The sequence below is a fragment of the Micromonospora tulbaghiae genome (assembly GCF_900091605.1).
GTDB lineage: Bacteria > Actinomycetota > Actinomycetes > Mycobacteriales > Micromonosporaceae > Micromonospora > Micromonospora tulbaghiae.
Genome location: NZ_FMCQ01000006.1, coordinates 1 through 26,288 on the forward strand (window position 1 = coordinate 1; position 26,288 = coordinate 26,288).

Annotated in this window: 30 protein-coding genes; 16 read left to right on the top strand and 14 right to left on the bottom strand. The window is 73.8% G+C overall.

The features are described 5' to 3' along the window. The coding region (locus tag GA0070562_RS18115; RefSeq protein WP_338060916.1) for an FG-GAP-like repeat-containing protein at positions 1–449 on the top strand (449 nt) is incomplete at its 5' end. 60 nt (positions 450–509) lie between these two features. On the opposite strand, the gene GA0070562_RS18120 is transcribed toward GA0070562_RS18115, so the two are convergent. Beyond that, positions 510–1,454: a hypothetical protein gene (locus tag GA0070562_RS18120; protein ID WP_091423361.1), complete on the bottom strand. Its 945-nt coding sequence runs from the start codon at positions 1,452–1,454 to the stop codon at positions 510–512. Positions 1,455–1,587: 133 nt separating this feature from the next. Here GA0070562_RS18120 and GA0070562_RS18125 point away from each other — a divergent pair, with 133 nt between their 5' ends. Genes GA0070562_RS18125 through GA0070562_RS18140 form a run of 4 tightly spaced genes read left to right on the top strand, consistent with a single transcriptional unit; the run spans position 1,588 to position 6,629 of the window. Further along, positions 1,588–1,938 (top strand): PadR family transcriptional regulator, encoded by a 351-nt coding sequence (locus GA0070562_RS18125; protein WP_225853239.1) that lies wholly within the window; start codon positions 1,588–1,590, stop codon positions 1,936–1,938. Next, entirely contained in the window at positions 1,935–2,756 is an 822-nt protein-coding gene (locus GA0070562_RS18130) for an ATP-binding cassette domain-containing protein (RefSeq protein WP_091423366.1), read from the top strand. Before GA0070562_RS18125 ends, GA0070562_RS18130 begins: the two co-directional genes overlap by 4 nt. Continuing rightward, positions 2,753–3,439: an ABC transporter permease gene (locus GA0070562_RS18135; RefSeq protein WP_091423369.1), complete on the top strand. Its 687-nt coding sequence runs from the start codon at positions 2,753–2,755 to the stop codon at positions 3,437–3,439. The genes GA0070562_RS18130 and GA0070562_RS18135 overlap by 4 nt, the downstream gene beginning before the upstream one ends. A 52-nt stretch (positions 3,440–3,491) precedes the next feature. After that, positions 3,492–6,629, top strand: a complete 3,138-nt coding sequence (locus GA0070562_RS18140) for an ATP-binding protein (RefSeq protein WP_091423372.1) — start codon at positions 3,492–3,494, stop codon at positions 6,627–6,629. Here the strand turns inward: GA0070562_RS18140 and GA0070562_RS18145 are convergent. Together GA0070562_RS18145 and GA0070562_RS18150 are read right to left on the bottom strand one after the other, a co-directional pair. Then, positions 6,613–7,359 carry an ABC transporter permease gene (locus GA0070562_RS18145; protein ID WP_091423376.1) on the bottom strand — a complete coding sequence of 249 codons (747 nt, stop codon included), beginning with the start codon at positions 7,357–7,359 and terminating at the stop codon, positions 6,613–6,615. The genes GA0070562_RS18140 and GA0070562_RS18145 overlap by 17 nt on opposite strands. Then, positions 7,356–8,297, bottom strand: a complete 942-nt coding sequence (locus GA0070562_RS18150; RefSeq protein ID WP_091423379.1) for an ATP-binding cassette domain-containing protein — start codon at positions 8,295–8,297, stop codon at positions 7,356–7,358. Before GA0070562_RS18150 ends, GA0070562_RS18145 begins: the two co-directional genes overlap by 4 nt. Before the next feature lie 93 nt (positions 8,298–8,390). Here GA0070562_RS18150 and GA0070562_RS18155 point away from each other — a divergent pair, with 93 nt between their 5' ends. From GA0070562_RS18155 to GA0070562_RS18165, 3 genes are all read left to right on the top strand, one after another. Next, positions 8,391–8,960, top strand: coding sequence for a DUF4240 domain-containing protein (locus GA0070562_RS18155; protein ID WP_091423382.1), 570 nt, complete (start codon positions 8,391–8,393; stop codon positions 8,958–8,960). Positions 8,961–9,037: 77 nt separating this feature from the next. Continuing rightward, entirely contained in the window at positions 9,038–10,096 is a 1,059-nt protein-coding gene (locus GA0070562_RS18160) for a hypothetical protein (RefSeq protein WP_091424484.1), read from the top strand. Further along, positions 10,093–11,082 carry a BtrH N-terminal domain-containing protein gene (locus GA0070562_RS18165; protein ID WP_091423385.1) on the top strand — a complete coding sequence of 330 codons (990 nt, stop codon included), beginning with the start codon at positions 10,093–10,095 and terminating at the stop codon, positions 11,080–11,082. The genes GA0070562_RS18160 and GA0070562_RS18165 overlap by 4 nt, the downstream gene beginning before the upstream one ends. 3 nt (positions 11,083–11,085) lie before the next feature. On the opposite strand, the gene GA0070562_RS18170 is transcribed toward GA0070562_RS18165, so the two are convergent. Continuing rightward, a complete protein-coding gene (locus GA0070562_RS18170; protein WP_091423387.1) occupies positions 11,086–11,511 on the bottom strand; it encodes a VOC family protein in 426 nt (141 codons plus the stop codon). Positions 11,512–11,556: 45 nt separating this feature from the next. Beyond that, on the bottom strand, positions 11,557–14,865 hold the full coding sequence (locus tag GA0070562_RS18175) for a hypothetical protein (protein WP_254663821.1): 3,309 nt from the start codon (positions 14,863–14,865) through the stop codon (positions 11,557–11,559). A 207-nt stretch (positions 14,866–15,072) separates the two neighbouring features. Between GA0070562_RS18175 and GA0070562_RS18180 the strand changes: the two genes are divergently transcribed. From GA0070562_RS18180 to GA0070562_RS18190, 3 genes are all read left to right on the top strand, one after another. Then, the gene (locus GA0070562_RS18180) at positions 15,073–15,966 is read left to right on the top strand and encodes a sulfotransferase domain-containing protein (RefSeq protein ID WP_091423395.1); all 894 of its coding nucleotides are present in this window, start codon (positions 15,073–15,075) and stop codon (positions 15,964–15,966) included. Between the two features lie 27 nt (positions 15,967–15,993). After that, the gene (locus GA0070562_RS18185) at positions 15,994–16,506 is read left to right on the top strand and encodes a hypothetical protein (RefSeq protein WP_091423399.1); all 513 of its coding nucleotides are present in this window, start codon (positions 15,994–15,996) and stop codon (positions 16,504–16,506) included. Positions 16,507–16,578: 72 nt separating this feature from the next. Continuing rightward, positions 16,579–17,289 carry a helix-turn-helix domain-containing protein gene (locus tag GA0070562_RS18190; protein ID WP_091423402.1) on the top strand — a complete coding sequence of 237 codons (711 nt, stop codon included), beginning with the start codon at positions 16,579–16,581 and terminating at the stop codon, positions 17,287–17,289. Here GA0070562_RS18190 and GA0070562_RS18195 read toward each other — a convergent pair. Both GA0070562_RS18195 and GA0070562_RS18200 read right to left on the bottom strand, forming a co-directional pair. Beyond that, positions 17,271–17,849, bottom strand: a complete 579-nt coding sequence (locus tag GA0070562_RS18195; RefSeq protein ID WP_091423406.1) for a dihydrofolate reductase family protein — start codon at positions 17,847–17,849, stop codon at positions 17,271–17,273. The genes GA0070562_RS18190 and GA0070562_RS18195 overlap by 19 nt on opposite strands. Positions 17,850–17,903: 54 nt before the next feature. Continuing rightward, on the bottom strand, positions 17,904–18,368 hold the full coding sequence (locus tag GA0070562_RS18200; RefSeq protein ID WP_091423409.1) for a rhodanese-like domain-containing protein: 465 nt from the start codon (positions 18,366–18,368) through the stop codon (positions 17,904–17,906). A gap of 62 nt (positions 18,369–18,430) precedes the next feature. Here GA0070562_RS18200 and ftrA point away from each other — a divergent pair, with 62 nt between their 5' ends. Continuing rightward, positions 18,431–19,432, top strand: a complete 1,002-nt coding sequence (gene ftrA, locus GA0070562_RS18205) for a transcriptional regulator FtrA (protein WP_091423413.1) — start codon at positions 18,431–18,433, stop codon at positions 19,430–19,432. On the opposite strand, the gene GA0070562_RS18210 is transcribed toward ftrA, so the two are convergent. Genes GA0070562_RS18210 through GA0070562_RS18220 form a run of 3 tightly spaced genes read right to left on the bottom strand, consistent with a single transcriptional unit; the run spans position 19,399 to position 20,550 of the window. Continuing rightward, the gene (locus GA0070562_RS18210) at positions 19,399–19,767 is read right to left on the bottom strand and encodes a nuclear transport factor 2 family protein (protein WP_091423416.1); all 369 of its coding nucleotides are present in this window, start codon (positions 19,765–19,767) and stop codon (positions 19,399–19,401) included. The two genes, ftrA and GA0070562_RS18210, sit on opposite strands and share 34 nt — an antisense overlap. Further along, positions 19,745–20,221, bottom strand: a complete 477-nt coding sequence (locus tag GA0070562_RS18215; RefSeq protein ID WP_091423419.1) for an SRPBCC family protein — start codon at positions 20,219–20,221, stop codon at positions 19,745–19,747. The genes GA0070562_RS18210 and GA0070562_RS18215 overlap by 23 nt, the downstream gene beginning before the upstream one ends. Further along, on the bottom strand, positions 20,218–20,550 hold the full coding sequence (locus GA0070562_RS18220; protein WP_091423421.1) for an ArsR/SmtB family transcription factor: 333 nt from the start codon (positions 20,548–20,550) through the stop codon (positions 20,218–20,220). The genes GA0070562_RS18215 and GA0070562_RS18220 overlap by 4 nt, the downstream gene beginning before the upstream one ends. 215 nt (positions 20,551–20,765) lie before the next feature. Between GA0070562_RS18220 and GA0070562_RS18225 the strand changes: the two genes are divergently transcribed. After that, positions 20,766–21,488: a hypothetical protein gene (locus GA0070562_RS18225; protein WP_091423424.1), complete on the top strand. Its 723-nt coding sequence runs from the start codon at positions 20,766–20,768 to the stop codon at positions 21,486–21,488. On the opposite strand, the gene GA0070562_RS18230 is transcribed toward GA0070562_RS18225, so the two are convergent. After that, positions 21,485–22,054, bottom strand: a complete 570-nt coding sequence (locus GA0070562_RS18230) for a hypothetical protein (RefSeq protein WP_091423426.1) — start codon at positions 22,052–22,054, stop codon at positions 21,485–21,487. The genes GA0070562_RS18225 and GA0070562_RS18230 overlap by 4 nt on opposite strands. An 18-nt stretch (positions 22,055–22,072) precedes the next feature. Beyond that, positions 22,073–23,212 carry a zinc-dependent alcohol dehydrogenase gene (locus GA0070562_RS18235; RefSeq protein WP_233585374.1) on the bottom strand — a complete coding sequence of 380 codons (1,140 nt, stop codon included), beginning with the start codon at positions 23,210–23,212 and terminating at the stop codon, positions 22,073–22,075. Positions 23,213–23,454: 242 nt separating this feature from the next. Here GA0070562_RS18235 and GA0070562_RS18240 point away from each other — a divergent pair, with 242 nt between their 5' ends. Then, positions 23,455–23,874 (top strand): FAD-dependent oxidoreductase, encoded by a 420-nt coding sequence (locus GA0070562_RS18240; protein ID WP_244255069.1) that lies wholly within the window; start codon positions 23,455–23,457, stop codon positions 23,872–23,874. A 25-nt stretch (positions 23,875–23,899) separates the two neighbouring features. On the opposite strand, the gene GA0070562_RS18245 is transcribed toward GA0070562_RS18240, so the two are convergent. After that, positions 23,900–24,325: an iron chaperone gene (locus GA0070562_RS18245; RefSeq protein WP_091423431.1), complete on the bottom strand. Its 426-nt coding sequence runs from the start codon at positions 24,323–24,325 to the stop codon at positions 23,900–23,902. 143 nt (positions 24,326–24,468) lie between these two features. Here GA0070562_RS18245 and GA0070562_RS18250 point away from each other — a divergent pair, with 143 nt between their 5' ends. Next, complete coding sequence (locus GA0070562_RS18250) at positions 24,469–25,206, top strand: VOC family protein (protein WP_091423434.1); 738 nt, start codon at positions 24,469–24,471, stop codon at positions 25,204–25,206. A gap of 48 nt (positions 25,207–25,254) precedes the next feature. Here the strand turns inward: GA0070562_RS18250 and GA0070562_RS18255 are convergent, their stop codons facing one another. Beyond that, complete coding sequence (locus tag GA0070562_RS18255) at positions 25,255–25,617, bottom strand: hypothetical protein (RefSeq protein WP_043325166.1); 363 nt, start codon at positions 25,615–25,617, stop codon at positions 25,255–25,257. Positions 25,618–25,706: 89 nt separating this feature from the next. Here GA0070562_RS18255 and GA0070562_RS18260 point away from each other — a divergent pair, with 89 nt between their 5' ends. Then, positions 25,707–26,243, top strand: a complete 537-nt coding sequence (locus GA0070562_RS18260; protein ID WP_091423436.1) for a mycothiol transferase — start codon at positions 25,707–25,709, stop codon at positions 26,241–26,243. Positions 26,244–26,288 lie beyond the last annotated feature (45 nt).

Genomic DNA, 26,288 nt, shown 5'->3' on the forward strand with positions numbered 1-26,288 from the left:
GTATGGACGACATCATCACCTTCACCCAAGGCCCCGCCACCGCAGCCGACGTCATCGTCGCCCTGTCCACCGGCACCTCGTTCGGCCCACCCCAGAAATGGCACGACCTGTTCGCCGTCGGCACCGAACAACCCCGCGTCGCAGACATCAACGGCGACGGCCGCGACGACATCATCACCTTCACCTGCAACACCGACGCCGACGTCTACGCCGCCACCTCCACCGGCACCACCTTCACCGGCACCACCATCAAATGGCACGACTTCTTCTGCCTACCCGGCGAATTCCCCTACCTCGCCGACGCCAACGGCGACGGCAAACACGACCTCATCGTCTTCACCAAGAACACCACCAACGACGTCTACGTCGCCCTGTCCACCGGCACCACCTTCGCCCCCTCCACCAAATGGCACGACTACTTCGGCCTCACCGGCGAAACCACACTCTGACGGCCGACAGCGAGCGACGCCGGCCCGATCCGGGGGCCGGCGTCGCTCGTCGCCGTTCGCCTACCGCTTCACCAGGTTGCGCAGCGCCCCGAGGATCGACCGGTGGCTGACCTCGGCGTAGATCTTCTTGTCCTGGCCGTACAGGACCACGTACGGGCAATGCTGGTCGTCCCCGCCCATGGTCTTGTCCAGCAGCTGGCGACCGGTCGCCACCTCGTACACCCGCAGGCGGTAGGTGGCCTTCAGCAGCGTCAGCGTGTCCGGCTCCGGGTCGTCGTAGCGGCACTTGCGGATCGTCGCGCCGGTGCTCGTGCGATCCAGGCAGGCGACCATCTGCACGACCTTCGGGTCCTCCGACGCCCAGGTCCGCTCCACCCGCTTCGACAGGCCCTCGTCGTAGTAGTAGACCTGGTCGTGGCGGCGGCTGCCCGTGCCCAGGTCGGTGCCGACGAGCAGTGCCACCGGGTGCGGCGCCGCTCCGGTGCGCTTCGGCGACTGCGGGAAGTAGAGAACCCCGTCGCACACGTCGTTCAGATCGGAGATCTGCGCCGCCGGGAAGTCGCTCGGCTGCGGCCCGCGCGCCGACGGCTCCGCGCTCGCCGTCGCACCCGGCGTGGGCGTCGCGCCGGACGACCGCCAAGGCGCCGCCGGTGGCGCGGCCGGCTCCCGCTCGGCCACCTCGCGGGGCGAGGAACCCAGCAGGAACGCGCCGCCGATCAGGCCCGAGCACGCCACCAGCAGCAGCACGCTCAGCACCGCGACGGCGACGACCAGAGCGCGGCCGGATGACGGCGGGCCGGGTGGCGGGTACGGCCCGTACGGCGGACCAGCGGTGGGCGGCCCGTGACCCGGATCGGGCGACCCGTGACCCGGCCCGGTGGCGGGCGGTGGTGGCGGCCCGGGAACGCCGGGCGGCTCGCCGGCCGGCCGCATCCCGGCGGTCTCTCCCCGCTGCTCCGCGTCCCCCGCCGGTCCCTGCTCGGATCCGGCCCCCGTGTCGGACATGCGCATTCCCCCGTCGAACCCGTGCGGAGCGCGCAACCTATCAGCCTCGCCGGGCCGGAGGAGGCCCACTAGATGGTTGCGCTACCTAGATGGCGGCGCTACCGTCATCGCCGGATGTCGTCCGATCGGGACAGTGCGGAGCGGAATGAACCAGGAACGGCGGGCGCAGTGGTTGCGCGGGGTGCTCGACCTCTGCGTGCTCGCGCTGCTGAGCCGCGGCGAGTCCTACGGCTACGAGCTGTCCCAGGCGCTGCGGGCCCACGGGCTGGGCACCGTGCAGGGCGGCACCCTCTACCCGGTGCTGCTGCGGTTGCAGCGCTCCGGCCTGCTCACCGCGCACTGGCGGGAGGGCGGGACCGGGCCCGCGAGAAAGTACTACCGGATCAGCCCGGCCGGCAGCGCGGCGTTGCGGGCCGCCGCGATCGACTGGAGCGCCTTCGCGTCGAGCGTGGGCACGATACTGCGCGAGGAGCCGAAGCGGTGAACCACGAACCCTGGCTCGCCGCCCTGACCGGCGAGCTGCGCCGGCACGGGGTGGGGCCCGACCTGACCGGTCACGTCGTCGCCGAGGCGGCCACCCACCTGCTCGACAGCGGGGAATCGCCGCTGCGGGTCTTCGGCGCGCCGGAGACGTACGCCCGGGCGGTGGTCGACAGCCTCGGCGGCCCCGACGTGCGGCCGCCGCGCCGCCAGCCCGGACCGGTGCGGCTCGCCGCCCGGGGCGTCACCAAGCGCTACCGGGGACGCACCGTCCTGGACCGGGTCGACCTCACCGTCCGGGCCGGCCAGATCGCGGCGGTGGTCGGCGCCAACGGCGCCGGCAAGAGCACGTTCCTGCGGATCTGCGCCGGTCTGCTGAGCCCGGAGGCGGGCACCGTCGAGGTGCACGGCACGCTCGGATACTGCCCGCAGGACGGCGGCACCGCCGAGTTCCTCAGCCCGGACGAGCACTTCGTGCTGATCGGCGCCGGCCGAGGGCTGGGCCGGACGGCGGCGCGGCGGGCCGGGCGCGCGGAGGCGGCCGGGCTGGAGTGGACACCGCCGCGGCGCACCCAGGCCCGGCACCTCTCCGGCGGCACGCGACAGAAGCTCAACCTGGTGCTGGCCCGGCTCGGCGAGCCGGACGTGCTGCTGCTCGACGAGCCCTACCAGGGGTTCGACCGGGGCACCTACCTCGACTTCTGGCACGAGGTGTGGCGGTGGCGCGACGCCGGCAAGGCCGTCGTGGTCGTCACCCACCTGCTCAACCAGCTCGACCGGGTCGACGTCGTGCTTGATCTTTCCGGGGAGCGGAACGCATGAGCCGGACCCTCGTGGTGGCCGAGGCCGCCCTGCGCGAGCTGCTGCGCCGCCGTACCGTGCTGGTCATCCTGCTGCTGATGCCGCTGGCCTTCTACCTGAGCCGCCGCGGCGACTTTCTCGGGCAGTCGATCCGCTTCGTCTGTCTCGGCCTGGCCTGGGCGCTCAGCACCGCCGCGCTGTTCGCGGGCAGCGCGGCGCGGGGCATGGAACCCCGCCTGCGGCTCTCCGGCTACGGCAGCCGGCACCTGGTGCTCGGCCGGCTGCTCGCGCTCTGGACCGTCGGCGTGCTGCTCTCCACCCCGTACTTCCTGCTCGTCCTGGCCGACCAGCGCGACGTGCGGTACGGCGCGATCGCGCTGATCATGGCGCTGACCGTGTTCGTGTCGGTGCCGTTCGGCCTGCTGCTGAGCGCCGTGCTGCCGCGCGAGCTGGAGGGCACGCTGGTGCTGCTGACGGTGGTCGGTCTCCAGATGGTGATGGACCCGGCGGGCAGCGCCACCCGGGCGCTGCCGTTCTGGTTCAGCCGCGAGCTCGCCACGTACGCCGTGGACCACACTGACGGCGGCTACCTCGTCCGGGGCCTGACCCACGGGCTGGTCTTCGCTGTCGCGCTCACGGTGCTGGTCGTGGTGGCCGCAGCGGTGCGACTGCGGCAGCGCCGGCATCTGCGCCTGGCCACCTGACCGGCGGGGGCGGCGGACCGGACCGGGGCGCCGGCCGTGGCAGGATCGGCGCGTGCAGATCGGGTTGCTCGGGCCGTTCCAGGTCACCACGGACGGCGGCCTACCGGCCGACGTGCCGGGCGCACGGCTGCGCGGACTGCTGGCCGCCCTCGCGCTCCAGCCCGGCCGGGTGGTCCCGAAGGCGACGCTCGTCGACTGGATCTGGGGCGAGCAGCTGCCCGCCGACGCCGCGAACGCGCTGCAACGGCTGGTGTCCCGGCTGCGCAAGGCGCTGCCGGCGGGCGCCGTCGACGGGCTGCCGGACGGCTACCGGCTCGCCGTCGAGCCCGACGCCGTCGACGCCGTGCGGTTCGAACGTCTCGTCCGGCGGGCCCGCGACGGCGACGGGCCGCAGCGGGTACGGCTGCTGCGCGAGGCGCTGGGCCTGTGGCGCGGCGACGCGCTGCGCGACGTCGGCCTGCCCGACAGCCCCGCGCTCGACGCGGCGGCGACCCGGCTGGAACGGCTGCGCCTGACCGCGACGGAGGACCGGTACGACGCCGAGACCGGGCTCGGCGGGGAAGCGGACCTGATCCCGGAGCTGACCGACCTGGTGGCCGCCCATCCGGTACGCGAGCGGCTCGCCATGGCACTGATGCGTGCGCTCGTCGCGGCCGGCCGGGACACCGAGGCGCTGCTGGTCTACCAGCGCACCGCCGACGCGCTCGCCGACGCGCTGGGCGCCGACCCGTCGCCGGAACTGTCGGCGCTGCACGTCGCCCTGCTGCGGGGCGAGACGGCACGCCGCGACGACACCCGCCGGACCAACCTGCGCGCCGAGCTGACCAGCTTCGTCGGCCGGGACGCCGACCTCACCGCCGTCGGCGCGCTGGTGGCCGAGCACCGGCTCACCACGCTCACCGGCCCGGGTGGCTCCGGGAAGACCAGGCTGGCCACCGAGACCGGACGCCGGATGACGGGCGACCTGCCGGACGGTGTGTGGCTGGTGGAGTTCGCCGCGATCAGCGCCGACGGGGACGTGGCACAGGCGACGATCTCCGGGCTCGGCCTGCGCGACGCGCTGCTGGGCGACGCGGGCAGCGCGGAGCCGGACGACCGGCTCGTCGCGGCGATCCGGGACCGGGAGATGCTGCTGATCCTGGACAACTGCGAACACGTCGTGGAACAGGCGGCGGCGCTGGCGCACCGGCTGCTCGGCGAGTGCCGGCGGCTGCGGATCCTGGCCACCAGCCGGGAACCGCTCGGCATCACCGGGGAGGTGTTGTGGCCGGTCGCGCCGCTGGGCCTGCCGGACGGCGACGCCGCGGTCGCCGAGGTCGAGTCGTCGCCCGCCGTCCGCCTGCTGCGGGACCGGGCCGTCGCGGTCCGCCGGGACCTCGCGTCCGACGCCCGCACGGCGATGACGATGGCGCGGATCTGCCGCGCGCTCGACGGCATGCCGCTGGCGATCGAGCTGGCCGCGGCACGGCTGCGCGCCATGTCCGTCGACCAGCTCGCCACCCGGCTCGACGACCGGTTCCGGCTGCTCACCGGTGGCAGCCGGACCGCCCTGCCCCGGCACCGGACGTTGCGCGCGATGGTCGACTGGAGCTGGGAACTGCTCACCGACGCCGAACGCGCGGTGCTGCGCCGGCTGTCGGTGTTCTCCGGCGGGGCGGGCCTGGACGCGGCCGAGCGGGTCTGCGCCGGCGGCGCCGTCGAGCCGGGCGACGTGCTCGACCTGCTCACCGCGCTGACCGAGAAGTCGCTGCTGGTCGCCGCCGGCGACGTCGCGCCGCGCTACCGCATGCTCGGCACGATCAAGGAGTACGCCGCGCAGCGGCTCGCCGAGGCCGGGGAGGAGGACCTCGCCCGCCGCGCGCACCTGGCGTACTTCACCGAGCTGGCCGAGACCGCCGAGCCGCGGCTGCGCCGCGCCGACCAGCTCACCTGGCTCGCCCGGCTCGAAGCCGAGCACGACAACATCACCGCCGCGATGCGCGGTGCGCTCGCCGCGGGTGAGGGGCGCGAGGCGATGCGGCTCGCGGCCGGTGCCGGCTGGTACTGGTGGCTCGGCGGCCACCGGACCGAGGGCATGGAACTGATCATCGCGGCCACCGAGGCGCCCGGCGACGTGCCCGACCACATCCGCGCCGTGGTGTACGGACTCGTGGTGCTGTTCCTCAGCTCCGGCCCGGGCGACGCGCAGCACGCGGCCGAGTGGATCCACAAGGCGTACCGGTTGAGCGGGGAAGGCCGTGGCGGTCACCCGGAGCTGGCCCTGGTCGTGCCGATGGAGCGCATGCTGCGGGAGCCGGACGCGCTGCTGCCCGCCTGGGAGTCGCTGCTCGACCACGAGGACCCGTGGGTACGCGCGCTGGCCCGGCTGCACCTGGGCAAGCTGCGGGTCATCCTCGGCATCGAGGCGGCGCAGGCGGAGGCGTGCCTGCGGCATGCGCTCGCCGAGTTCCGGGAGGTGGGCGAACGCTTCGGGATCTCGTTCGCGCTCAGCGAGCTGGCCGAGCTGATCGCCGTACGCGGTGACGTCGCCGCCGCCTGCGCGTACTACGAGCAGGCCGTCGCGGCGGTCACCGAGGTCGGCGCCGTCGAGGACGTGATCCGGATGCGGGCGCGGCTGGCCTGGCTGTACCGGCTGGGCGGCGAGGAGGCCGCGAGCGCCGCCGCCGTGGCCGAGGCGCACCGGCTCGCCGCCCGGGTCGCCTGGCCGGGCGCGCTGGCCGAGCTGGCGCTGGTCCGGGCGTACCTGGCCCGCCACGACGGCGACGCGGACGAGGCGTACGCGCAACTGCGGTCCGTGTCGGCGCTGCTCGGCGACGAGGCGGACCTGGCCGGCGTCCGGGCGGGCACCCAGGATCTGCTGGGCTACCTGGCCGAGGACGTCGAGCAGGCCCGTACCCATCGGGCGGCGGCGTGCCGGGCGGCGCGCGAGGGCGGCTACGCGCCGCTGACCGCGCAGGTGCTCGTCGGTGTCGCCGACCTGGCGGTGCGGCTCGACCGGCCGGACCAGGCGGCGCGGCTGCTCGGTGCCGCCACCGCGGTACGCGGGCTGCCCGACCGCGCCCACCCCGACGTGCCCCGGATCGAGGCGGCAGCGCGCGACCGCCTCGGCGACGCGGGGTTCGCCGAGGCGGTCGCACAGGGCCGGGAGACCGGCTGGGAGCGGCTGGTCGAGGTCACGCTCGCTTCGTGAAGGTGGACCGCGCCCACAGGTAGCCGATCACCGCGATGCCGGCGCACCAGGCGATCGCGGGGACCACGTCGCCGGCCGACGGCGCGCCTTCGAGCAGGCCGCGCAGCGTCTCGATGATCGGCGTGAACGGCTGGTACTCGGCGAACTGCCGCAGTCCCGGCCCCATCTTGTCCGCCGGCACGATCGCGCTGCTGAAGAACGGCAGCAGGACCAGCGGCACGGCGGCCATGCCCGCCGACTCGGGTGACTTGGCGAACAGGCCCAGCGCGACGGTGAACCAGCTGACGGCGACGCTGAGCAGCACCACCATGCCGGCCGCACCGAGCCAGTGCAGGGGATCGGCGGCCGGGCGGAAGCCGAGCAGGAACGCCACCCCGACCAGGGCCGCGACCGCGAGGACGTTGGTGAGCACGGTGGCGACGACGTGGCCGGTCAGCACCGCGCCCCGGGAGACGTGCATGACCTTGAACCGGTTGATGATGCCCTTGGTCATGTCGGAGCTGACCGAGGTCGCGGTGCCGCCGAGGCCGTAGCAGACCGCCAGCAGCATCAGGCCCGGCGTCGCGTAGTCGACGTAGTCGACGCCGACGGAGAACGCGTCGCCGAGCATGTAGACGAACATCAGCATGACGATGATCGGCATCAGCACCGCGTTGAACACCGAGGTCGGGTTGCGGCGCAGGTGCGTCAGGTTGCGGCGCAGCATGACGACCGAGTGGTTCCTGCTCATTTCGCGGCCACCTCCGGGGCGCGGCCCGTCAGGGCCAGGAAGACGTCGTCGAGGTCGGGGGTCTGGACGGACAGGTCGCCGGCGCTGATCGCGTGCGCGTCGAGCCGGTCGAGCAGGGCGCGCAGCGCCGCGGTCCCGCCGTCGGTGGGCACACTCAGTGCCAGCGCCTCCTCGTCGCGTACCGCGTCGGGCAGCACGAGCGCCGCCGCGTCGAGTTCGGCGACGGTGCCGAACCGCAACCGCACGTGCGTGCCGGGGATCCGGCGCTTCAGTTCCTCCGGCGTGCCCTGGGCGACCAGCCGGCCCTGGTCGAGCACCGCGATCCGGTCGGCGAGGCGGTCGGCCTCGTCGAGGTACTGGGTGGTGAGGAAGACCGTCACGCCGCCGGCCACCAGCTCCCTGATGATCGACCACATGGTGCGCCGGCTGCGCGGGTCCAGCCCGGTCGTCGGCTCGTCCAGGAAGATGATCCGCGGCTCGCCGACCAGCGTCATCGCCAGGTCCAGCTTGCGGCGCATGCCCCCGGAGTACGTCGACACCAGCTTGTCGGCGGCCTCGACCAGGTCGAACCGTTCCAGCAACTCGGCGACGACCCGCTTGCCGGTAACGCGGTTGCGCGGGCCGAGGTCGAGCATGAGTTGCAGGTTCTCCCGCCCGGTCAGCAGTTCGTCCACCGCCGCGAACTGCCCGGTCACCCCGATCGCCGCGCGCACCGCCCTGGCCTCGGTGACCACGTCGTGCCCGGCGACACGTACCGACCCGGCGTCGGCGCGGATCAGGGTGGTCAGGATGTTTATGGCTGTCGTCTTGCCGGCCCCGTTCGGGCCGAGCAGCGAGAAGATCGTCCCGGCGGGGACGTCCAGGTCGATGCCGTCGAGCACCACCCGGTCCTTGTACGCCTTGCGCAGTCCGGAGACCGCTATCGCTGAACTCGTCATGCGCCCACCATGGGCGGCCGTACCGCCACCGCCCTGACACGGCGCTGACACGGCCGCTGACAGCTTGTCGGTGGGGCGGCGTACGGTCCCGCCGTGGATCGGGAGACGTTCTGGGACATCGTGGAGCGGGCGCGCCGTGCCGCGGGACGCGAGACGGTCACCGCCGAGGGGGCCGACGTCGTGGCCCGGCACCTGGTCGCGGAGCTGTCGGTGCTGAGTCCGGCGGCGATCGTGGGCTTCGAGCAGGCATACGACGACGTGACCGAGGAGGGGTGGCGCTGGGACCTGTGGGCGGCCGCCTACCTGATGCGCGGCGGCTGCTCGGACGACGGGTTCGACTACTTCCGCGGCTGGCTGGTCGCGCAGGGGCGGGCGGTCTGGGAGCGGGCCGTCGCCGATCCCGACTCACTCGCCGGGGCCGGCGTCGACCCGGACGACGACGCGGTCGAGTGCGAGGCGGTACTGAGCGCGGCGGGCGACGCCTACGCCCAGGCGACCGGCGGCGGCACCGACGCGTTCTGGGAGGCGCTCGACGCCGCCGACCGGGCTGCTCCCGTCCAGGCGCCGGCCGACCCGGCCGGTGAGGACTTCGACTTCGACGACGACGAGCAGATGCGCGCCCGCCTGCCGCGCCTGAGCGCGATCTACCGGCCGGTGGAATGAGGCGTCACGGCCCGCCGCCGAACCGATCCGGGTTAACCGCTGGTCCGCCGCGGGCCGGGTGGGCGAGCATGGTCGGCATGGCCGGGTCGACGGGTGCGAGGCTGCCGCTCCAGGGCGGGCTGCCACCCGGCGAGGCGCTGACCGGTGCGGTGCTGGAGATCGCCTGCGACGAGTCCGGCTTCTCCGGCACCAACCTGCTCGACCCGGCCACCCCGGTGATCGTCCACGCCAGCGTCGACCTGAGCCGTGACGAGGCGGCCGCGTTGATCGGTACGCTGCGGTCCGGGTTCCGGTTCTCGCCCGACGAGGTCAAGTCCCGGCAGTTCCTGCGCCGCCGCGAAGCCGCCGAGGCGGTGGAGTGGTTCCTGTCGGCGCTGCGCGGCCGGGCGCACGTGCACCTGGTCGACAAGGAGTTCTTCCTCGCCACCCGGGTCGTCGACCTGCTGCTGGCCGAACCGTCGTACGCGGCGGGCACCCGCCTCGCCGGTGACCGGCGTCCGGCCGCGACGGCGCTGCACCGGGCCGGGCGGGCGGCCGGACCCGACTGGGCGGTCTTCCTCGCCGCCGTGGTCGAGATGCTGCGCACCAAGCGGCGGGACCGGGCGGACGACCGGAGCGTGGCACGATTCTTCGCCGCGCGGGACGCGCTGCGGCGCCACGTCCGCGACGACGCGCAGGCCGGCGCGGTTCTCGACGCGCTCGACCCGGCCCGGGTGGCAGCCGTGCAGGCCCGGTTGTACGCGGGCGACCGGACGATCCCGCCGCCGCTGGAGCCGCTGCTGCCGGCGCTGGCCGAGACCGTCCTGCACTGGAGCGGCGGCCGCCGGCGGGTGCTGGTGATCCACGACGAGCAGAGCGCGCTCACCGAGGACCGGCTGCGCCGCCTGCAGGCGGCACTGGCGGCCGGCGATCCGGCCGGCCCGTCACCGCTGGCCGGGCTGGTGATGACCGATTCGCGCGACGACCCGCGCGTCCAGGCCGCCGACCTGCTCGCCGGGGTGGCCCGCCGGATGCCCGGCGTCCCCGGCGACGGGCCGCTGCGCCCGCTGCTCTCCCCGGCCCCCGGCCACGACCCGGGCGCCGCAGCCGTGGCGCACGACCCGAACGCCGTGACGGCGGAACAGGAGTCGACGTGATCCTCGACGACGTGACGCCGACCGGTGGGGCGCACTGCGAGACCACCACGCTCGGCGTGCTGACGCGGCACGCCGGCCTGGACCTGTCCGAGCCCATGCTGTTCGGCCTCGGCGAAGGGCTCGGCTTCGTCTACTGGGACGCCAAGAGCATGGACGTGCCGTTCCTCGGCGGGCGCACCAAGCCGCTGTGCGTGACCCGGGCCGCAGCCGGCCGCCTCGGCCTGGACCTGCGCGTCCGCGAGACGACGTCGGCGGCCAAGGCGTGGCGCGACGTCACCGACGCGCTGGACGCCGGGCATCCGGTCGGCCTGCAACTGGACTCGTACCACCTGGACTACTTCACGACGAAGGTCCACTTCGGTGGGCACACGGTGGCGATGTACGGCTACGACGACACCCACGCCCACCTGGTCGACACCGCCCAGCAGGGCGGTGCGGTGACCACCACGCTGGAGAGCCTGGCGCGGGCGCGCGCCGCGCGCGGACCGATGACCGCGCGCCACCTGTCGTACACGCTCACCGCGCCCGGCGCCCCGCCGGACCTGGACGCCGCCGTCCGCGCGGCGGTACGCGCCAACGCCGGGGCGTTCCTCGACCCGCCGATCGCCAACCTCGGCCACCGGGGGATCGCCACCGCCGCCGCCCGGGTGACCCGCTGGCTGGACCGCGCCGCCGATCCGGCCCGCGACCTTCCGCTCGCCGCGACGCTCATGGAACGTGGTGGCACCGGCGGCGCGCTGTTCCGTGCCGTGTACCGCGACTTCCTCGCCGAGGCCGCCGCCGTCACCGGCGACGCGCGGGTGCGGCGGGCACAGCGGATGTACGCCGACATCGCGCCGCTGTGGACCGCCGTCGCCGACCACGTCGCCACCGCCGGCCGGACCGGCGACGCCACCCACCTGACCCGCGCGTCGGCGGTCCTGGCCGACCTGGCCGTCCGTGAACGGGAGGCGATGACGGTGCTGGCCGCCGTGGACGCCGGGTAGCCGTCAGCCGAGCTGCTCGGCCAGCGCCACGATGACGCCCGCCGGGCCGCGCAGGTAGCAGAGCCGGTAGACGTCGCCGTAGTCCGCCACCTCACCGATCAGCTCGCCGCCGTGGGCCCGCAGCCGGGCCACCGTGTCGTCGACGTCGTCCACGGCGAACATGACCGATCGCAGGCCCAGCGTGTTCGGCGGCGCGTCCACCGGTTCGGCGGCGACCAGCGCCGGCGCCCGGAACCGCGTCAGTTCGAGCTTGCCGTGGCCGTCCGGCGTACGCATCATCGCGATGTCCACCCGTACGCCGTCCATGCCGTTGACCCGGTCCACCCAGGCGCCCTCGACCGGCATCTCGCCCTCCACCTCCATGCCGAGTTCGGTGAAGAAGGCGATCGCGGCCGGCAGGTCGTCCACCACGACGCTGACGTGGTCCATCCGCTGAAGCGTCACGCCCCGAGCATAGGGCGACGTCCGGCGTGGTCAGCTCATGTCGAGCGTGTACGCGGCCTCCCGCACGTCGGCGTCCGGGTGCCGCCGCAACCCGAGTAGCAGCTCCCGCCACGGCGTCTTCCAGCCGAACTCCGACCCGTGCGCGACGAGCGCCACCGCGAACAGCCCGCCGGCCAGGTCGCCGCGCCCGGCGAGGCGGGCCACCGTGCCGGCGAGGGCCGCCGGGTCGGGCCGCCGCCGCGTGGTGAGCAGGCGATCGCCGACGCGTTGCGCGGTGCGCACCGCGACCACGGGCCGGCCCGCGCAGAGCGCGGCGACCTCGTCCAGGTCGTCGAGGCGGCCGAGATCGACGAGCAGCCCGGTGGCCGTACCCAGGAAGGTGTCCCGGCCGGCGAGCCACCGCGCGGCCTCGACCAGCCCGGCCCGGTCGGCGGCGGCCGGGCGGCTGTCGGACCACAGGGCCGCGCCCTCCGCGAGCAGCTCGACGCGCCGCCGGGCGGGCCGGTCGGCGGCCGGACCGCCCGGGTCGTCGTCGGCGGCGTCCCGCTCCACCAGCCGGGTCAGCGCGGCCCGGAACGCGGCGTCGCCACCGGCCCGCAGCAGGTTCGCCACCCCGATGCCCGGCGTCGTCTCGTCCGGGTCGGTGAGCCGGTCCACGACCAGGTCGGTGACGCCGGTCAGCCACGGCCACCACTCGCCGAGCGCGTCGAACGCCGCGCGGCGGACCTCCCGGTCGTCGGCCCGGCACGCCTGCACCACGAGCGCGGCGTAGGTGCGGCGGTGGCGCTGCGAGATCCCGGACGGGTACGCGCCGAGCACCGCCCGCCGCTCCTCCCGGCCGGCGTGCACCGCCGCGCGCAGGACCGCCCAGCCCGCCTCGGAGCCCAGCCGCTGCCGGGCGGCGGAGACGATCGCCGCGCGCACGTCGCGGTGCGTGCCCGGATCGGCGTACGCCTCACCGAGCGCCGCCATCACGTCCACGTGCGCGTAGCGGGCCAGGAGCCGGGCGGCCTCCTTGCGGCTGGTGACCTTCGCGGCGCCGGTCAGCACCCCGCCCAGCAGCTCGGCCAGCCGGGCCGGTGGGACGTACCGGGCGGCCCGCCCGGCGGCGTACAGCGCGACGCGTGCCCGATCGCCGTCGGCGTACCCGAGCAGCACCGGGAACGCCTCGTCCGGCCGGTCGGTCCAGACCAGCGCGCCCAGCGCCGCCTCGGCGACCGGCACCTCGGACGCGTCGACGTGGCGCAGCACCAGCTCGCGTCCGGCCGGGCCGGCCCCGGCGGCGGCCTGGATCGCCGCCGCCCGCTGCCACACCCGGTGACCGGAGTCGGCGACGACGCGCGCCTGGAGCGCCACGAAGCGTTCCTGGTGGCGCGGGAGCCACCGTTGCGCGTGCCGCGCCGGGCCGGGGACCCACCGCTTCCCGTTCTCCACGAACCGGCCGCGCGGGGGCCGGTCCAGCACCCGGTCGAGCAGGTCGGTGCGGGACGTGCAGACGATCGCCCACACCTCGCCGATCGCGATCGCCGACGCGTCGATGTCGAGCACCTCGGCGACGCGCCGCGAGCGGGTACGCGGATCGGCGAGCCAGAGCCCGGCCGCCGTACGGGCCACCGAGGGCAGGGTGTCCGGCCCGATGGTCCGGCGCAGCATGTCCTGCAGGTCCGGCAGACGCCAGGCCCGCCGGCCGAGCGCGTGGGTGAACGCGAACAGCAACCCGTACCGGCCGCGCGCCATGCCGGCCTCGATCCGGCCGCGCAGCCGGTCGAACACCACCGCCTCCTGGCCGTGCCGCAGCACGGTGTCGAGCCGGCGCAGCACCGGCACCGTCGCGTCGCTGCTCACCACGTCGATCGTGAGCAGTGCCCACTCGACCAGCTCCGGCACGTCCACGTGATGCGTGAGGACGTCGACAGCGAGCCGGCTCAACGCGGTGGTGGTGGTCGCCGAGGTGTCCCGGGCGTCGACCGCGTCGGTGGTGAGCCCGGTCAGCCCACCGGCACTCGTGGCGGTGAGCAGCGGCGCCACAGTGGCGAGCGCGGTGAGCGCGGCCGCGCGTACCGGGTCCTGCTCGTTGCGCAGCCGGCCGAGCCGGACCACCACCTGGGCCACCGTGCGCGGGTCGCGGGAGCGTCGCGCGGCCGCCACCAGCAGCCGCCAGCCGTCCGCCCGTTCGTCCGCGTCACCCGAGCGCAGCGCCGCGCTCGCCGACGCGGACGCCTCCGGCCAGGGCAGGTACGCGCTCCAGAACCGCACCTGCTCCTCCCGCTCGCGGACCGACGGCAGGGTCAGCACCCGGGCCGCCTCGCGCGCCCGTACCGCCGCCGGCAGCACCTCCATCACCTGGGCGCCGGGCAGCGACGCCGTGGTGTCGGTGTCGGCCAGCGCCCCGTCGTACAGCTCGGCGCGGCGGCTCGGTGCGACGGCGCGCAGCAACGCGGCCAGCGCGCGATCGTGCTCCCGCAGCCGGGCGGCCAGCGGGACCAGTTCGCCCGTGGGCAGCGCGGCGAGGCGGTGCAGCAGCGCCCGGGGCAGCGTGGTCCGTGCCAGCCAGGCCGCGCGGGCGGGCGACGTGAGCAGGCGTACGACCCGGCGCGCGTCGTATGCGGCGAGCCGCCCGTACGCGACGAGCGGGCCGGGCAGCGACTCCTCGGGCGCGTACCCGTCGAGCAGGTCCAGCGCCCGCGCCGGATCGCCGCGCAGCACCGCGCCGGCGACCTCCGCCCAGATCCGCCCGCGCGACTCCGGCGGGGCCACGGCCATCCGCTCACCGGTGCGCGCCAGCACGATGTCGGAGTGCGACCGCATCAGCCGTTCGGCGTTCAGCGCGTGCTCCAGGTCGGGCAGCCAGGCCCGTACCGTCTCGGGGCCGCAGGCCGGCAGCAACGCGGCGGCCTCGTGGTCACCGAACCGCTCGCGTACCCCGATGATCAGCGCGTCGGCGACGGCCGGCGCCGGGTTGCGGCGCAGCGCCCGGTAGACGCACCGCCGCGCGTTCGCCGGCCGGTCGGTCAGGTCGGAGGGCGTTACGCCGGCCCGCACGGCGGCGCTCAGCGCGGTGGCGGCGATCGACGGATCCGGATCGAACGTCGCGGCCAGGACGGCCGCGGTGTCCCGGGTCGCCAGCGCGGCGAGCAGCGCGAGACGCCGCTCGTACGGTCCGTGCCGGCGCAGGTCGGCGCAGACCTGCGCCCGTTCGGGCGCGGTGCGTGCCCACGCCACGAGGTGCCGCGTCCGATCACGGTGGGGCAGCGGGTCGAGGGCGGTCAGCAGATCACGGGTGGCGGTGAGCACGGCGCTCATTGTGCCGGTGTGCGGGCGGGCGCTGCTGTCCCTCACGCTTATTCCGCAATTCCTATGGAAATTGTAGATTTTCAGCTTTCTCCCAGCTGTCCGGGATTGACATCAATCGGACCGTCGGGGATATTCCTAGCGGCGCGTCGGGGCGCGGGGCGGAGCAGGCGAGGTCTGCGGACTTCACCTGCGTGACGTGCGGAAAGGTGTTCGTGCTGCCCCTGCTCCGCGGGGTCCGGATGAGGTTGGGAAATGATTAATCGGGCCGTCGAATTCGCCAAGCACAATTCGCCGAATTCTCTGCGGGTCAAGGCCCGGCGGGCACAGATGGAAGCACGCAACGCCCGAATGCGACTCACCGTTCCGGTGGTGGAACGCAGCGAGTTCGACAACATCTTCCACTGCACCGTCCGCAAGACCGGCAGCCAGTGGATCAAGGCGCTGTTCAGCGACCCGGCCGTCTACCGCCACTGCGGGCTGCTGCCGTACGACCCGCGCTTCTACTCCGGCGGCGCGACCGCGCCGGTCCCGGCCGGGCGTGTGGGCCTGGCCATCTTCCTCTCCCACAAGCGGTTCGAGGCCGTCCCCAAGGCCGGCAGCTACCGCGCGTTCTTCGTGATCCGCGATCCGCGCGACGTGGTCGTGTCCAGCTACTTCTCGCTGCGCAACTCGCACGCCCCGATGGGCGACATCCCACAGGCGCGCAAGGCCCTCCAGGAACTGCCGAAGAAGGAGGGCATGCTCTACGTCATCGACCGGCTGCGCGACAAGAAGCAGTTCGCACAGATGCGGTCCTGGGGGGTCGCGCCGAGCGACGAGACGTTCCGGCTGTTCCGCTACGAGGACCTGACCGGCGAACGGCAGACCGAGGAGGTCGACCAGCTCATGCGGCACTGCGGCATCACCCTGCCGCCGGCCGAGCTGGAGGCGCTGCTGACCCGCTACAGCTTCACCAAGATGAAGAAGTCGAAGGAGACGCCCGGGCGGATCTCCCACTACCGCAAGGGCGCGTCCGGCGACTGGCGCAACCACTTCGACGACGACATCTACGCCGCGTACACGGCCGCCGCCGGCGACCTCGCCGAGATCCTCGGCTACCCCGCCCGGGACGAGGAGCGGAACGGGCAGGAGTCCGCCGCCCGGTAGTGCGGCCGACAGGGCTGGGTGAGAAGAATGCCGAACCGGGAGAGGATCATTGCTTCCCTGGATACCGCCGGGGTGGAGGTGGTCGACTTCCATTGGGACTCCGCCGGGCTGCCGGCCTCGGCGGCCTGGATGCTCTCCGCCTGCTCCACCGAGGACGGCAGGGAGGAGGTCGGATTCATGTTCGACGACTCGTCTCTGATCGAGGGCGCCAACGCGGCTTGGTGGGACTTCGCGTACACGGGCCGGTTGTTCGACGAAGAGGGGTGCTTTCTCGTCTCGGTCGGGCCGGTCGATGGAGAGCCGTCAGCGGGGCCGCACTGGGCCCGGGTACGGCTGCGCGACGCGTGGGATGTCATTGGCAAGGGAGTGGACTGGGGTGTACTGGGGGGCCCTCCTGGGCGACCTGGCTTCGTCATGATGGCGCTGGACGAGCGTGTGGTCATCGGCGCGACCACCTGGAGCGGATTCATCAGCGTCATGAGGCTGGCAGATCCGACGACGGCCGAGCCGATCCGCCGGGCGATGGGTTTGCACAGCTGAGTCGGAGAGTCAGACCGGCCGTTCCTCAGGCGCCCGGCTACTCGTACCCCGCGGCCGCCGTATGCTCCTGCCGTGGAGCTGCGGTTCACCACGCGGGCGTCCGACTCGGCCTGGATCGACACCGTGTGGACCTGCACCAGCGATCGGGTCGACGAGATGACCTCGGTGGCGACGCCGTGCTGGGGACTGGTGTTCTGGCAGCGCGACGGGCGCTCGTACGCGGCCGTGTCCGGCCCCGAGACCGCTACCGGCACCGCGCCGGTGCCCGAGGGCGCGACATTCGTCGGCATCGAGTTCGCGGTGGGCACCTCGCTGCGGGCCGTACCCACGCCCGCGCTGGTCGACGGCGGCGCCGAGCTGCCCGACGTGGGCCGCCGGACGTTCCGCCTCGACGGCGGCCGGTGGGCCACGCCCGGCCCGGACGACGCCGAGGCCCTGGTCGACCGGCTGGTCCGCGCCGGCGTGGTGGTCCGCGACCCGCTCGTCACCGAGACCCTGCGCGGCGGCCGCCCACCGGCCTCACCGCGGACCCTCGAACGCCGTTTTCGCGCGGCGACCGGGCTGACCCGGGGCGCGGTGCGGCAGATCGACCGCGTGCGCCGCGCCGCCGTGCTGCTGGCCGCCGGCGGCCAGCCCGCCGACGCGGTCACCACCTTCGGGTACGTGGACGAACCGCACCTGGCCCGCGCGCTGCGCCGGTACGTCGGGCGGACGGCCGGTGAGCTGCGCGCGGGCGCCGGTGGTGCGATAGCGCTGGACCCCGCTCAGCGGGTCACGTCGTAGATCAGCTTGACGACACCGTTGGGGTAGGCGGCGCAGTCGCGCAGCCGCAGCGCCTGCTTGTCCCGGTCGGCCTGGCTGAACAGGCTCTTGCCGGCGCCGAGCAGCACCGGGAAGACGAGCAGGTGGTACCTGTCGATCAGGTCCGCCTCGGCGAGACGGCGGGCGAGTTCCGCGCTGCCGTGGATGAAGATGTCGCCGCCGTCGCCCTGCTTGAGCGCGGCCACGTCGGCGGTGGAGCGCAGGACCGTCGTCGGCCCCCAGCCGTCGACCAGGGCGTCCTCGGGCAGGCTGGACGACACCACGTACTTCGGCAGGTCCCGGTAGGCGGCGTGGTCCTCGGAGTCGCGCCAGGTCGGCGCGAACACCTCGTAGCTGCGTCGGCCGAACATCAGCGCCGTGGTCTGTTCCAACTCCTCGCCCTTGAGCGAGAACGCCTCCGGCAGGAACTCGACGTCCTTGACGACCCAGCCGCCGCTGCGGTGCTCCTCGCCCGGCCCGCCGCCGGGGGAGTCCAGCACGCCGTCGAGCGACATGAATCCGGTGTAGACAAGATCACGCATGCGGCCATGCTAGGAACGGCCGTCGGCCGGCGTCTTGTACGGAACCGACACGCCTCAGCAGCCGCACGACGCGCCGGCCGGCGCGGTGAGGTCGTCGGCGGGCCGCCGCACGAGTCCTGCCTCGGTGCGTACCGGGAAGCCCTCCCGCACCCAGTACTCGTACCCGCCGATCATCTCCTTGACCGGGCGGCCGAGCCGGGCGAACTCCAGCGCCGCGCGGGTGGCGCCGTCGCAGCCCGGCCCCCAGCAGTAGGTGACCACTGTGGCGTCCGGCGGGACCAGCTCGCCCGCCCGGACGGCGATCTCAGCGGTGGGCAGGTGCACGGCGTCGGGGATGTGCCCCTGTCGCCACGCCGGAAGGGAGCGCGAGTCGACCACGACCAGGCCCGGGACGCCCGCCTCCAGGTCGGCGTGCACGTCGCTCACGTCGGCCTCGAACGAGAGCCGGGCCGCGAAGTGGGCGAGGGCGTCGGCGGGGCGGGCAGGGGGAGTACGCAGAACGTTCGCCATGGCACCCATCGTGGTGGCCGCCGCCGGGCCGCTCCAGTGGCGCGAGCGACACCCTTCGCTAAGATCCCGCCATGAACCGCACCACCGTGTCGGTGCTGGCGTACGAGGGCATGTCGGTGTTCGAGACCGGCATCGTCACCGAGGTCTTCGGCCTGCCCCGCCCGGAGTTCGACGTGCCCTGGTACGAGCTGACCGTCTGCGCGGAGACCCCCGGCGTGGTGCGGCTGGTGGGCGGCGCCACGCTGCACACCGGCCACGGCCTCGACGCGTTCGCCGCCGCCGGCACGCTGATCGTGCCCGGGGTCGCCGACGTGCACGCCGACCCGACACCGGCGCTCACCGGCGCGCTCCGTGCGGCCCACCGGCGCGGCGCCCGGATCGTGTCGATCTGCTCGGGCGCGTTCGCCCTGGCCGGCGCGGGCCTGCTCGACGGCCGCCGCGCCACCACCCACTGGCGGTACGCCGACCTGCTCGCCCGGCGCCACCCGACGGTACGCGTCGACCCGGACGTGCTCTACGTCGACGACGGCGACATCCTCACCAGCGCCGGCAGCGCGGCCGGTCTCGACCTCTGCGTCCACCTGGTACGCCGCGACCACGGCCCGACGATCGCCAACGCGGTGGCGCGCCGGCTGGTCGTACCGCCGCACCGCGAGGGCGGCCAGGCGCAGTTCATCGAGGCGCCGGTGCCCGGCGACCCGGAGGACGACCGGCTCGCCGCGAGCATGTCCTGGGCGCTGGCGAACCTCCATACCCCGATCACCGTCGACCGGCTGGCGAGGCAGGCCCACATGTCGGCCCGTACCTACCTGCGGCACTTCGCGCGGGCCACCGGCACCACACCGATCCGGTGGCTGATCGACCGGCGCGTGCAGGCCAGCCTGCCGCTGCTGGAGACGACCACCGCGCCGGTCGAGGAGGTCGCCACGACCGTCGGGTTCGAGACGGCGGTGACGTTCCGGCACCACTTCACCGCCGCGATGCGGACCTCGCCGTCGGCGTACCGCCGGGCCTTCACCCGGCCCGGCGTCCGCCGCTCTCAGGACCCGGCGGCCCCCAGCGGTACGACGTAGGAGTCGACGCGGGCGATGAGCCCGTCCCGGAACGTGAACAGGTCGTTGAAGGCGAAGCGGAACGGCCCGTGCTCGACGCTGACGCCCCGGCCCTCGCCGGTCACCACGACGACCGGCCCGTCCTCGTGCACGCGCTCGACGTCGAGCCGCGGGCTGCCGGTGAACGCCGGATTCTCGATCTCGCCGTCGAACTCCGCCCGGCCCCGCGTGGTCCGGTGGCCGTGGATGACCCACTCGACGTCGTCGGTGAGCGTGGCGAGGATGCGCTCGTGGTCGCCGGCCCGGAAGCCGGCGAAGTATTCGGCGACCAGGTCACGCTGGGTTGCTCGGGTCACTGTGGTCTCCATCGTCGTGGTGTCGGAGGTGGGCGGCGAGGGCGTCGAGGATCGAGGCGAGCCCGTCGGCGGCCTGGTCGGTGCGCAACTCGGGCGGGAGTTTGCGCTGGTGCACCGTCAGGTCGGTGCCGTCCCCGGCGGGCCGCAGCGTGACTGTCGTGCGCAGCCCGGTGACCGGCTCGTCGAACACCAGCTCACGTGGCCTGTCGATGCGTACATAGACGAACCGGAGCCGCCCGGTCCGGCCGTCCGGGGCGCGGGTGCCGAGCGCGAACTCCCCGCCCGGTCGCAGGTCGACAGTCACCGACGCCCGCGGCACCGTGGCGTGCGAGCCGCCCCAGAACGCGGCGATGCCCGCCGGCGAGGTGAAGGCGGTCCACACCCGATCCGGGCCGGCGGGCAGGTGGCGCCGGGCGATCAGCTCGTCCCCGTGCCGTTCGGTGCGCGCCCTCACCGGGTCGCCTCCGGATCGGCGAGGTGGGTTTCGAGTGCGTCGAGACGGTCGTCCCAGGCACGGCGCTGCTCGTCGATCCACGTACTCAGCTGCGCGAGCCGGTCGACGCGCAGCCGGCAGGGTCGCCGCGTGCCCTCCCGTCGCTGCTCGACCAGGCCGCACCGGCGCAGCACGCCGACGTGGTGGGAGATGGCCTGCGGCGTCAGGTCGAACGGCTCGCCCAGCTCGCCCACAGTGGCCTCACCCTGGGCCAGGCGGGTCACCAGGGCGCGGCGGACCGGGTCGCCGAGGGCGGCGAAGGCGAGGTCGAGGACCGGATCGGAGCGCATGCCCCGCACACTATCGCAAACACGCGCTTGCACAAACAATCCTTTGCGAATACCTGACCGGCGAGTGACCTCCGCGCCGGAACGTGGCAGGGGGTGTGGGCGTTGGGGAAGCAGGGGGACGGGAGGTGCCGTTTCGGGTGGCGTGGCATCGGGAACGTCGTCGGGACGGGCACGGGACGGAGGTCGACGTGAGGACACCGAGCCGCCGTAGGCGGATGCTTGGCGTACCCCTGCTCGTCACCGCGCTGCTGGCCGGCGCGTGTGGCGACGGCGGTGAGGACGACGGCGGCGGCGACGCGGGCCCGGGCGCGACCTCGGCGGCCGCGGCGCCCACGGCCGCCACGCCGTCGGCGTCGCAGTCGTCCGGCGGGCGCGTGACGATCCCGAAGTCCGCCTTCGCCGACCTGCCGCCGGAACTGCGCAAGTCCGACGCGCAGCCGATGGAGGTCACCGACGCGCTGCCCGGGTTGTGCGACCAGGAGTTCCGCAGCGGCGGACGGTCGGTCACCGCGAGCGCCGCCATGACGAGCGCCTACAAGCAGCCGAAGGACCCGCCGGAGAACGTCCCCTACGGCACGCTGCACCAGACCGTCTTCGCCTTCGAGGGCACCGGCGCGGCCGACTACCTGCGCCGGGTCCGCGGCGCGGTGGCGGACTGCCGGTCGTTCCAGGCCTCGGGCGGCACCGTCACCGTCCGGTCCCAGCCGATGGCCGGGACCGGGGACGAGGCACTGCTGGTCACAGTGAGCCGGCCGGCGACCGGCCTGGACGGCAGCCCGGCCGAGGGCCGGACCACCAGCCAGATCCTCGTGATCAGGGTCGCCGACGCGGTCACGGTCGTGCACGACCAGGGCTGGGAGGGCACCAGTAACGACCCCGGCCTGGCCGACGACGTCGCCCGGGCCGCGGTCCGCGGCCTCGACTCCTGGCAGCGTTAGCGACGGCGGCGCGCCACCCGGCGTACGAGCAGGAACGCGACGCCTCCGGCCAGCACCCAGGGCGCGGCGACCACGACCGGGTCGAGCGGGTGGTGCACCTTGTCGACCCGGTTGCCGCGCCGGGACGACAGCCCGTGGTGGGTGAACTCGCTGCGTACGCCCGTCTCGGCCACCGGGTTGTCCGGGTTACGGCTGAACAGCGACCCCAGCCTGCTCTCCGCGGTGTCGACCCGGTCGGCGGCGAGCAGCAGCAGCCAGTGCGCCGCACGGCCCTCGCTGAACCGGCGGTACGAGTAGCGGCGGATCACGCCGGAGAGCCCCTTGGGCGGGCACGAGGTGCCGAAGACCGGGGTGAGGAACTTGTGCTCGATCGACCGCTCGCGCGGCCACTTCTCCGGCTGCCGCTCGGGGAACTCCCAGTGCGCGCCGGTGATCTCCGGGGCGAAGCGCTCCTTCGGTACGGCGGGCCGGTCCGCCGGGTCGAGGTCGGCGCCCCACCCGGGGATACGGGCACGCAGCTCGTCCGGGGACTCGGCGAGTTTCGGCTTGTCCGGCGTGTACGGCATGGTCGGCACCCGGTCCTCTCAGGCGGCGTTCGGGACGATGAGCGGCTTGATGCAGCCGTCGAGCTTGGCGGAGAAGATGTGGTACGCCTCGGCGACGTGCTCCAGCGGGATCCGGTGGGTCACGATGTCGCTGGGCTTGAGGTAGCCGTTGCGGATGTGCTCGAACAGGCGCGGCCACTGCCGCTTCACCGGGCACTGGTTCGTCCGCAGCGTGAGCCCCTTGTTCATCGCGTCGCCGAACTTCACCGCGCTGAACATCGGCCCGTACGCGCCCATCACCGAGATCGTGCCGCCCTTGCGTACCGAGTCGATGGCCCAGTTCAGCGCCACCGGCGAGCCGCCCTGCAACTTCAGCTTCGCCGCGGTGACGTGCTGGAGCAGGTTGCCGTCCGCCTCCGCGCCGACCGCGTCGATCGCGACGTCCGCGCCCAGGTGATCGGTGATCTTCTTCATGTGTACGACGATGTCGTCGTACTCGGCGAAGTTGTACGTCTCGGCGTGGGCGAAGGAGGCGGCCTTCTCCAGCCGGTAGTCGAGGTGGTCGATGACGATGACCCGGCCGGCGCCCATCAGCCACGCCGACTTGGCCGCGTACAGGCCGACCGGCCCGGCGCCGAAGACCACCACCACGTCGCCCTCGGCGATGTCGCCGAGCTGCGCGCCGAAGTAGCCGGTGGCGAGCGCGTCGGTGAGCAGCACAGCGTCGTCGTCGTCCATCCACTCCGGAATCGGGCTCGGCCCGACGTCGGCGAACGGCACCCGGACGTACTCGGCCTGGCCGCCGTCGTAGCCGCCGCAGGTGTGCGAGTAGCCGTAGATGCCGCCCACCGCGGTGGCGTTCGGGTTCACGTTGTGGCAGTTGCTGTAGAGGCCCCGGGCGCAGAAGAAGCACGACCCGCAGTACACGTTGAAGGGCACCATCACCCGGTCGCCGGGCTTGAGGTTGCGCACCGACGGCCCGACCTCGTCGACCACGCCGACGAACTCGTGACCGAACGTCATCCCGACCCGGGTGTCCGGCATCATCCCGTGGTAGAGGTGCAGGTCGGAGCCGCAGATGGCGGCCCGTGTCACCCGTACGATCGCGTCGTTGGGGTGCTCCACGACCGGCCGGTCCTTCTCCTGCACCCGCACCCGGTACGGACCGCGGTAGACCATTGCTCGCACTCGACGCCTCCCGGATGCCCGTGCCGCTGTTCGACTCGCCCCGGATCGTCCGGCGCAAGAAAAGGCCTACCCGCGAGGATCGGGGACAAACAGGCGGGTCCGCCGGGTGCAGAAGGGGCCGGCGGCCACGATCGTCGAGCGGATGGAGCCCGCGATGACCACACGCCCGGACGTTCTCGTCATCGGCGCCGGGGTCAGCGGGCTGAGCACCGGTCCGGCTGCCACTGGTCGACATGCCGGTCTACCTCGCGTACCTCCTGGAGCGCTTCCGCGACGCCGGCGGCGAGGTGCGGGTCGCGCCGGTGGGCTCGCTCGACGAGGCGCCGACATGGGCGTCGATCTTCCCGCACGGCGACCACGTGGTGCTCGGCGGCGGGCAGCGGCGCAGCGACGACACGACTCCCGACCCGGCCGAGGAGGCTGACGTGATCGCCCGGTGCGCCGCGATCGAACCTTCCCTGGCCGGTGCCGAGGTCCTCGAACACCGCGTCGGGTTGCGTCCCGGCCGGGCAGCGCCACGCGTGGCGGCCGAGTGGCGTGGTGACGCGCTCGTCGTGCACAACTACGGCCACGCGGGCAACGGCGTGATGCTGTCCTGGGGCTGCGCCCGCGACGCCGCGGCGCTCGCCCTCGGCGCGGCGCCCGCCGCCTGACGGGGCCGCCGGTCCGGCGGCACGGTCAGGAGACGGCGGCCCGCACCAGCTCGGTGATCCTCTTCTCCACCTCCGGGCTCCACTTCACCAGCGCGAACGACGCCGGCCACATGTCGCCGTCGTCGAGCTTCGCCGCCTCCTGGAAGCCAAGCGTCGAGTAGCGGTACTTGAACTTCCCCGCGTCCTGGAAGAAGACGACGATCTTGCCGGCCGCGTCGGCGTACGCGGGCATGCCGTACCAGGTCTTCGGCGCCAGCTCCGGCGCGGCGGAGGTGATGGTCATGTGCACGCGCTCGGCCAGCTCGCGGTCCTCCGGCGCCATCTGCGCGATCCGGTCGAGCACCGCCTGGAGGTCGTCGGCCTTCTTCGCGCCCTTCTTGCCCTCGGCGCGCAGCTCGGCCGCACGCTCCTTCATCGCGGCGCGTTCCTCGGCGCTGAAACCGTCGGACATCTCGATCCCCCTCGTGGCTCGCGGTCCGCGTGGTGCCGACCGCCCGGGGACAACGCTATGGCGCGGCGGTGACGGTGCGCTTCTCGATTCCTGATCACCTGCCGGGCACACGCCGACGCGGCCAGGGTCCTAACATCGCGGCCATGGCAACCCGGCTCGTACAGATCAACATGAAGGCGCACGACGAGGTGGCGCTGGGTGACTTCTGGGCGAAGGTGCTCGGCTGGGAGATCTCCAGCGAGGCACCCGGCGTGACGAACCTCGAACCCGTGGGCTTCAACTACCCGGACCCCAGCGCGGTCTGCATCGACCTCGTCGTCTCCTCCGCACCGAAGACGGCGAAGAACCGCGTACACGTCGACCTCGCGACCACCTCGGCCGCGCACCACGCGGAGGTGGTCGCGCGCCTGACCGCGCTCGGCGCCACCCCCGCCGACGTGGGCCAGGGCGACGTGCCGTGGACGGTCCTGGCGGACCCGGAAGGCAACGAGTTCTGCGTACGGGAGCCGGACCCGCGGCACGCGGACACCGGGCCGATCGCCGAGGTGGTGGTCGACTGCGCCGAGCCGCGCGCCATGGCCGGCTTCTGGAGCCGGGCCACCGACTGGACCGTGCACGAGGTGACCGACCAGCAGGCCGTGCTGCGCTCCGCCAAGGGCGTCGGGCCGTACCTGCGGTTCGCCCGCAGCACCGACGCGAAGACCGGCTGGAACCGCGTCCACCTCGACGTCCGCCCCTACCCGGGCGACGACCTGGACGCCGAGGAGGCCCGGCTGCTGGCGCTCGGCGCCACCGCCGCCGACGTGGGTGGGGCCGACATCCACTGGCGGGTGCTCGTCGACCCGGAGGGCAACGAGTTCTGCCTGCTCACCCCGGGCTGACCCGCGGACCGCGGCGCCGGGCGGGTACGACCGCCCGCCCGGCGCCGGTCAGGCCGGCCGATTCTCCGCCCGGAACTCGTGGACCACCTCGATCGGCCCGACGATGTGCCGATTGAACTCGTCGAGCTCCTCGGCCGGCACCCACAGCTCCAGGATGTCCCGGCCACCCACCTGCCGGACCGGGTAGCGGGCGGCGAACGCGCGCTCGACGTGGAAGCGCGTCACGTAGCCGGCGCCGGACGCCGGCACGTTCCAGTCCCGGGCGATCATGACGGCGTACTGCTCGTTGAGCACCGGATAGAAGATCGGCTGGTCCGGCAGGCGCGGTGGCCAGGCCCGCCAGCCGGAGGCACGGACGAGGTCGAGTTCCCGTGGGCCGGTCGGGCGCCACAGCGTCGTCGTCTCCGTCATCACGTACCCCTCTCGCGTCCGTCCCGGGCACCGTACCGACGGACCGTCGCCGCCCCCCACGGATTTCGCCGGCTGCCTATGCTTCGGCGATGGACGACGCGACCACCGAGACCGAGGCCGAGGCGCTGCTGGCCGTCCTGGAACGCAACCGGCGGACCTTCGCCTGGAAGACCGACGGGCTCGACGAGGCGGGCCTGCGCGCCGTCACCGCCGCCAGCACCATGACGCTCGGTGGCCTGATCGCGCACATGGCCCTGGTCGAGACGGACTGGCTGGCCGTGAAGGTGGCCGGTCAGGGGTACGGACCGCCGTGGGAGGGCATCGACTTCGACGCCGAACCCGACTGGGAGTGGCGTTTCGGCGCGCAGGCCGCGCCGGACGACGTGTACGCGCTGTGGCGAGCCGCGGTGCAGCGGTCGCGCGGGCTGATGGATGCCGTCGTCGCCGAACGTGGACTGGCCGGGCCGTCGTCGTTTACCTGGCCCGACGGGCGTTCCCCCACCGTCCGCAAGATGCTCCTCGACGTGATCGAGGAGTACGCCCGGCACACCGGGCACGCGGACCTGCTCCGCGAGGCGGTCGACGGGCGGGTGGGCGAGGGCGCTCCGCCGGATTTCACGTTCTGACGCCGGTGACGTCGTCGCGGGTCGATGAGTTTGACACGGTGCGGC

Excerpts from the sequence above, each read along its gene's own strand:
- GA0070562_RS18170 (WP_091423387.1), bottom strand. The coding sequence starts at position 11,511 with ATGGACCACGTCAGCGTCGTGGTGGACGACCTGCCGGCCGCGATCGCC.
- GA0070562_RS18230 (WP_091423426.1), bottom strand. The coding sequence starts at position 22,054 with ATGCCGTACACGCCGGACAAGCCGAAACTCGCCGAGTCCCCGGACGAG.
- GA0070562_RS18260 (WP_091423436.1), top strand. The coding sequence starts at position 25,707 with ATGGACGACGCGACCACCGAGACCGAGGCCGAGGCGCTGCTGGCCGTC.
- GA0070562_RS18150 (WP_091423379.1), bottom strand. The coding sequence starts at position 8,297 with ATGACGAGTTCAGCGATAGCGGTCTCCGGACTGCGCAAGGCGTACAAG.
- GA0070562_RS18195 (WP_091423406.1), bottom strand. The coding sequence starts at position 17,849 with ATGCGTGATCTTGTCTACACCGGATTCATGTCGCTCGACGGCGTGCTG.
- GA0070562_RS18185 (WP_091423399.1), top strand. The coding sequence starts at position 15,994 with ATGCCGAACCGGGAGAGGATCATTGCTTCCCTGGATACCGCCGGGGTG.
- GA0070562_RS18145 (WP_091423376.1), bottom strand. The coding sequence starts at position 7,359 with ATGAGCAGGAACCACTCGGTCGTCATGCTGCGCCGCAACCTGACGCAC.
- GA0070562_RS18225 (WP_091423424.1), top strand. The coding sequence starts at position 20,766 with ATGCTTGGCGTACCCCTGCTCGTCACCGCGCTGCTGGCCGGCGCGTGT.
- GA0070562_RS18235 (WP_233585374.1), bottom strand. The coding sequence starts at position 23,212 with ATGGTCTACCGCGGTCCGTACCGGGTGCGGGTGCAGGAGAAGGACCGG.
- GA0070562_RS18120 (WP_091423361.1), bottom strand. The coding sequence starts at position 1,454 with ATGTCCGACACGGGGGCCGGATCCGAGCAGGGACCGGCGGGGGACGCG.
- GA0070562_RS18220 (WP_091423421.1), bottom strand. The coding sequence starts at position 20,550 with ATGCGCTCCGATCCGGTCCTCGACCTCGCCTTCGCCGCCCTCGGCGAC.
- GA0070562_RS18255 (WP_043325166.1), bottom strand. The coding sequence starts at position 25,617 with ATGACGGAGACGACGACGCTGTGGCGCCCGACCGGCCCACGGGAACTC.
- GA0070562_RS18245 (WP_091423431.1), bottom strand. The coding sequence starts at position 24,325 with ATGTCCGACGGTTTCAGCGCCGAGGAACGCGCCGCGATGAAGGAGCGT.
- GA0070562_RS18250 (WP_091423434.1), top strand. The coding sequence starts at position 24,469 with ATGGCAACCCGGCTCGTACAGATCAACATGAAGGCGCACGACGAGGTG.
- GA0070562_RS18240 (WP_244255069.1), top strand. The coding sequence starts at position 23,455 with ATGCCGGTCTACCTCGCGTACCTCCTGGAGCGCTTCCGCGACGCCGGC.
- GA0070562_RS18200 (WP_091423409.1), bottom strand. The coding sequence starts at position 18,368 with ATGGGTGCCATGGCGAACGTTCTGCGTACTCCCCCTGCCCGCCCCGCC.
- GA0070562_RS18180 (WP_091423395.1), top strand. The coding sequence starts at position 15,073 with ATGATTAATCGGGCCGTCGAATTCGCCAAGCACAATTCGCCGAATTCT.
- GA0070562_RS18160 (WP_091424484.1), top strand. The coding sequence starts at position 9,038 with ATGGCCGGGTCGACGGGTGCGAGGCTGCCGCTCCAGGGCGGGCTGCCA.
- GA0070562_RS18135 (WP_091423369.1), top strand. The coding sequence starts at position 2,753 with ATGAGCCGGACCCTCGTGGTGGCCGAGGCCGCCCTGCGCGAGCTGCTG.
- ftrA (WP_091423413.1), top strand. The coding sequence starts at position 18,431 with ATGAACCGCACCACCGTGTCGGTGCTGGCGTACGAGGGCATGTCGGTG.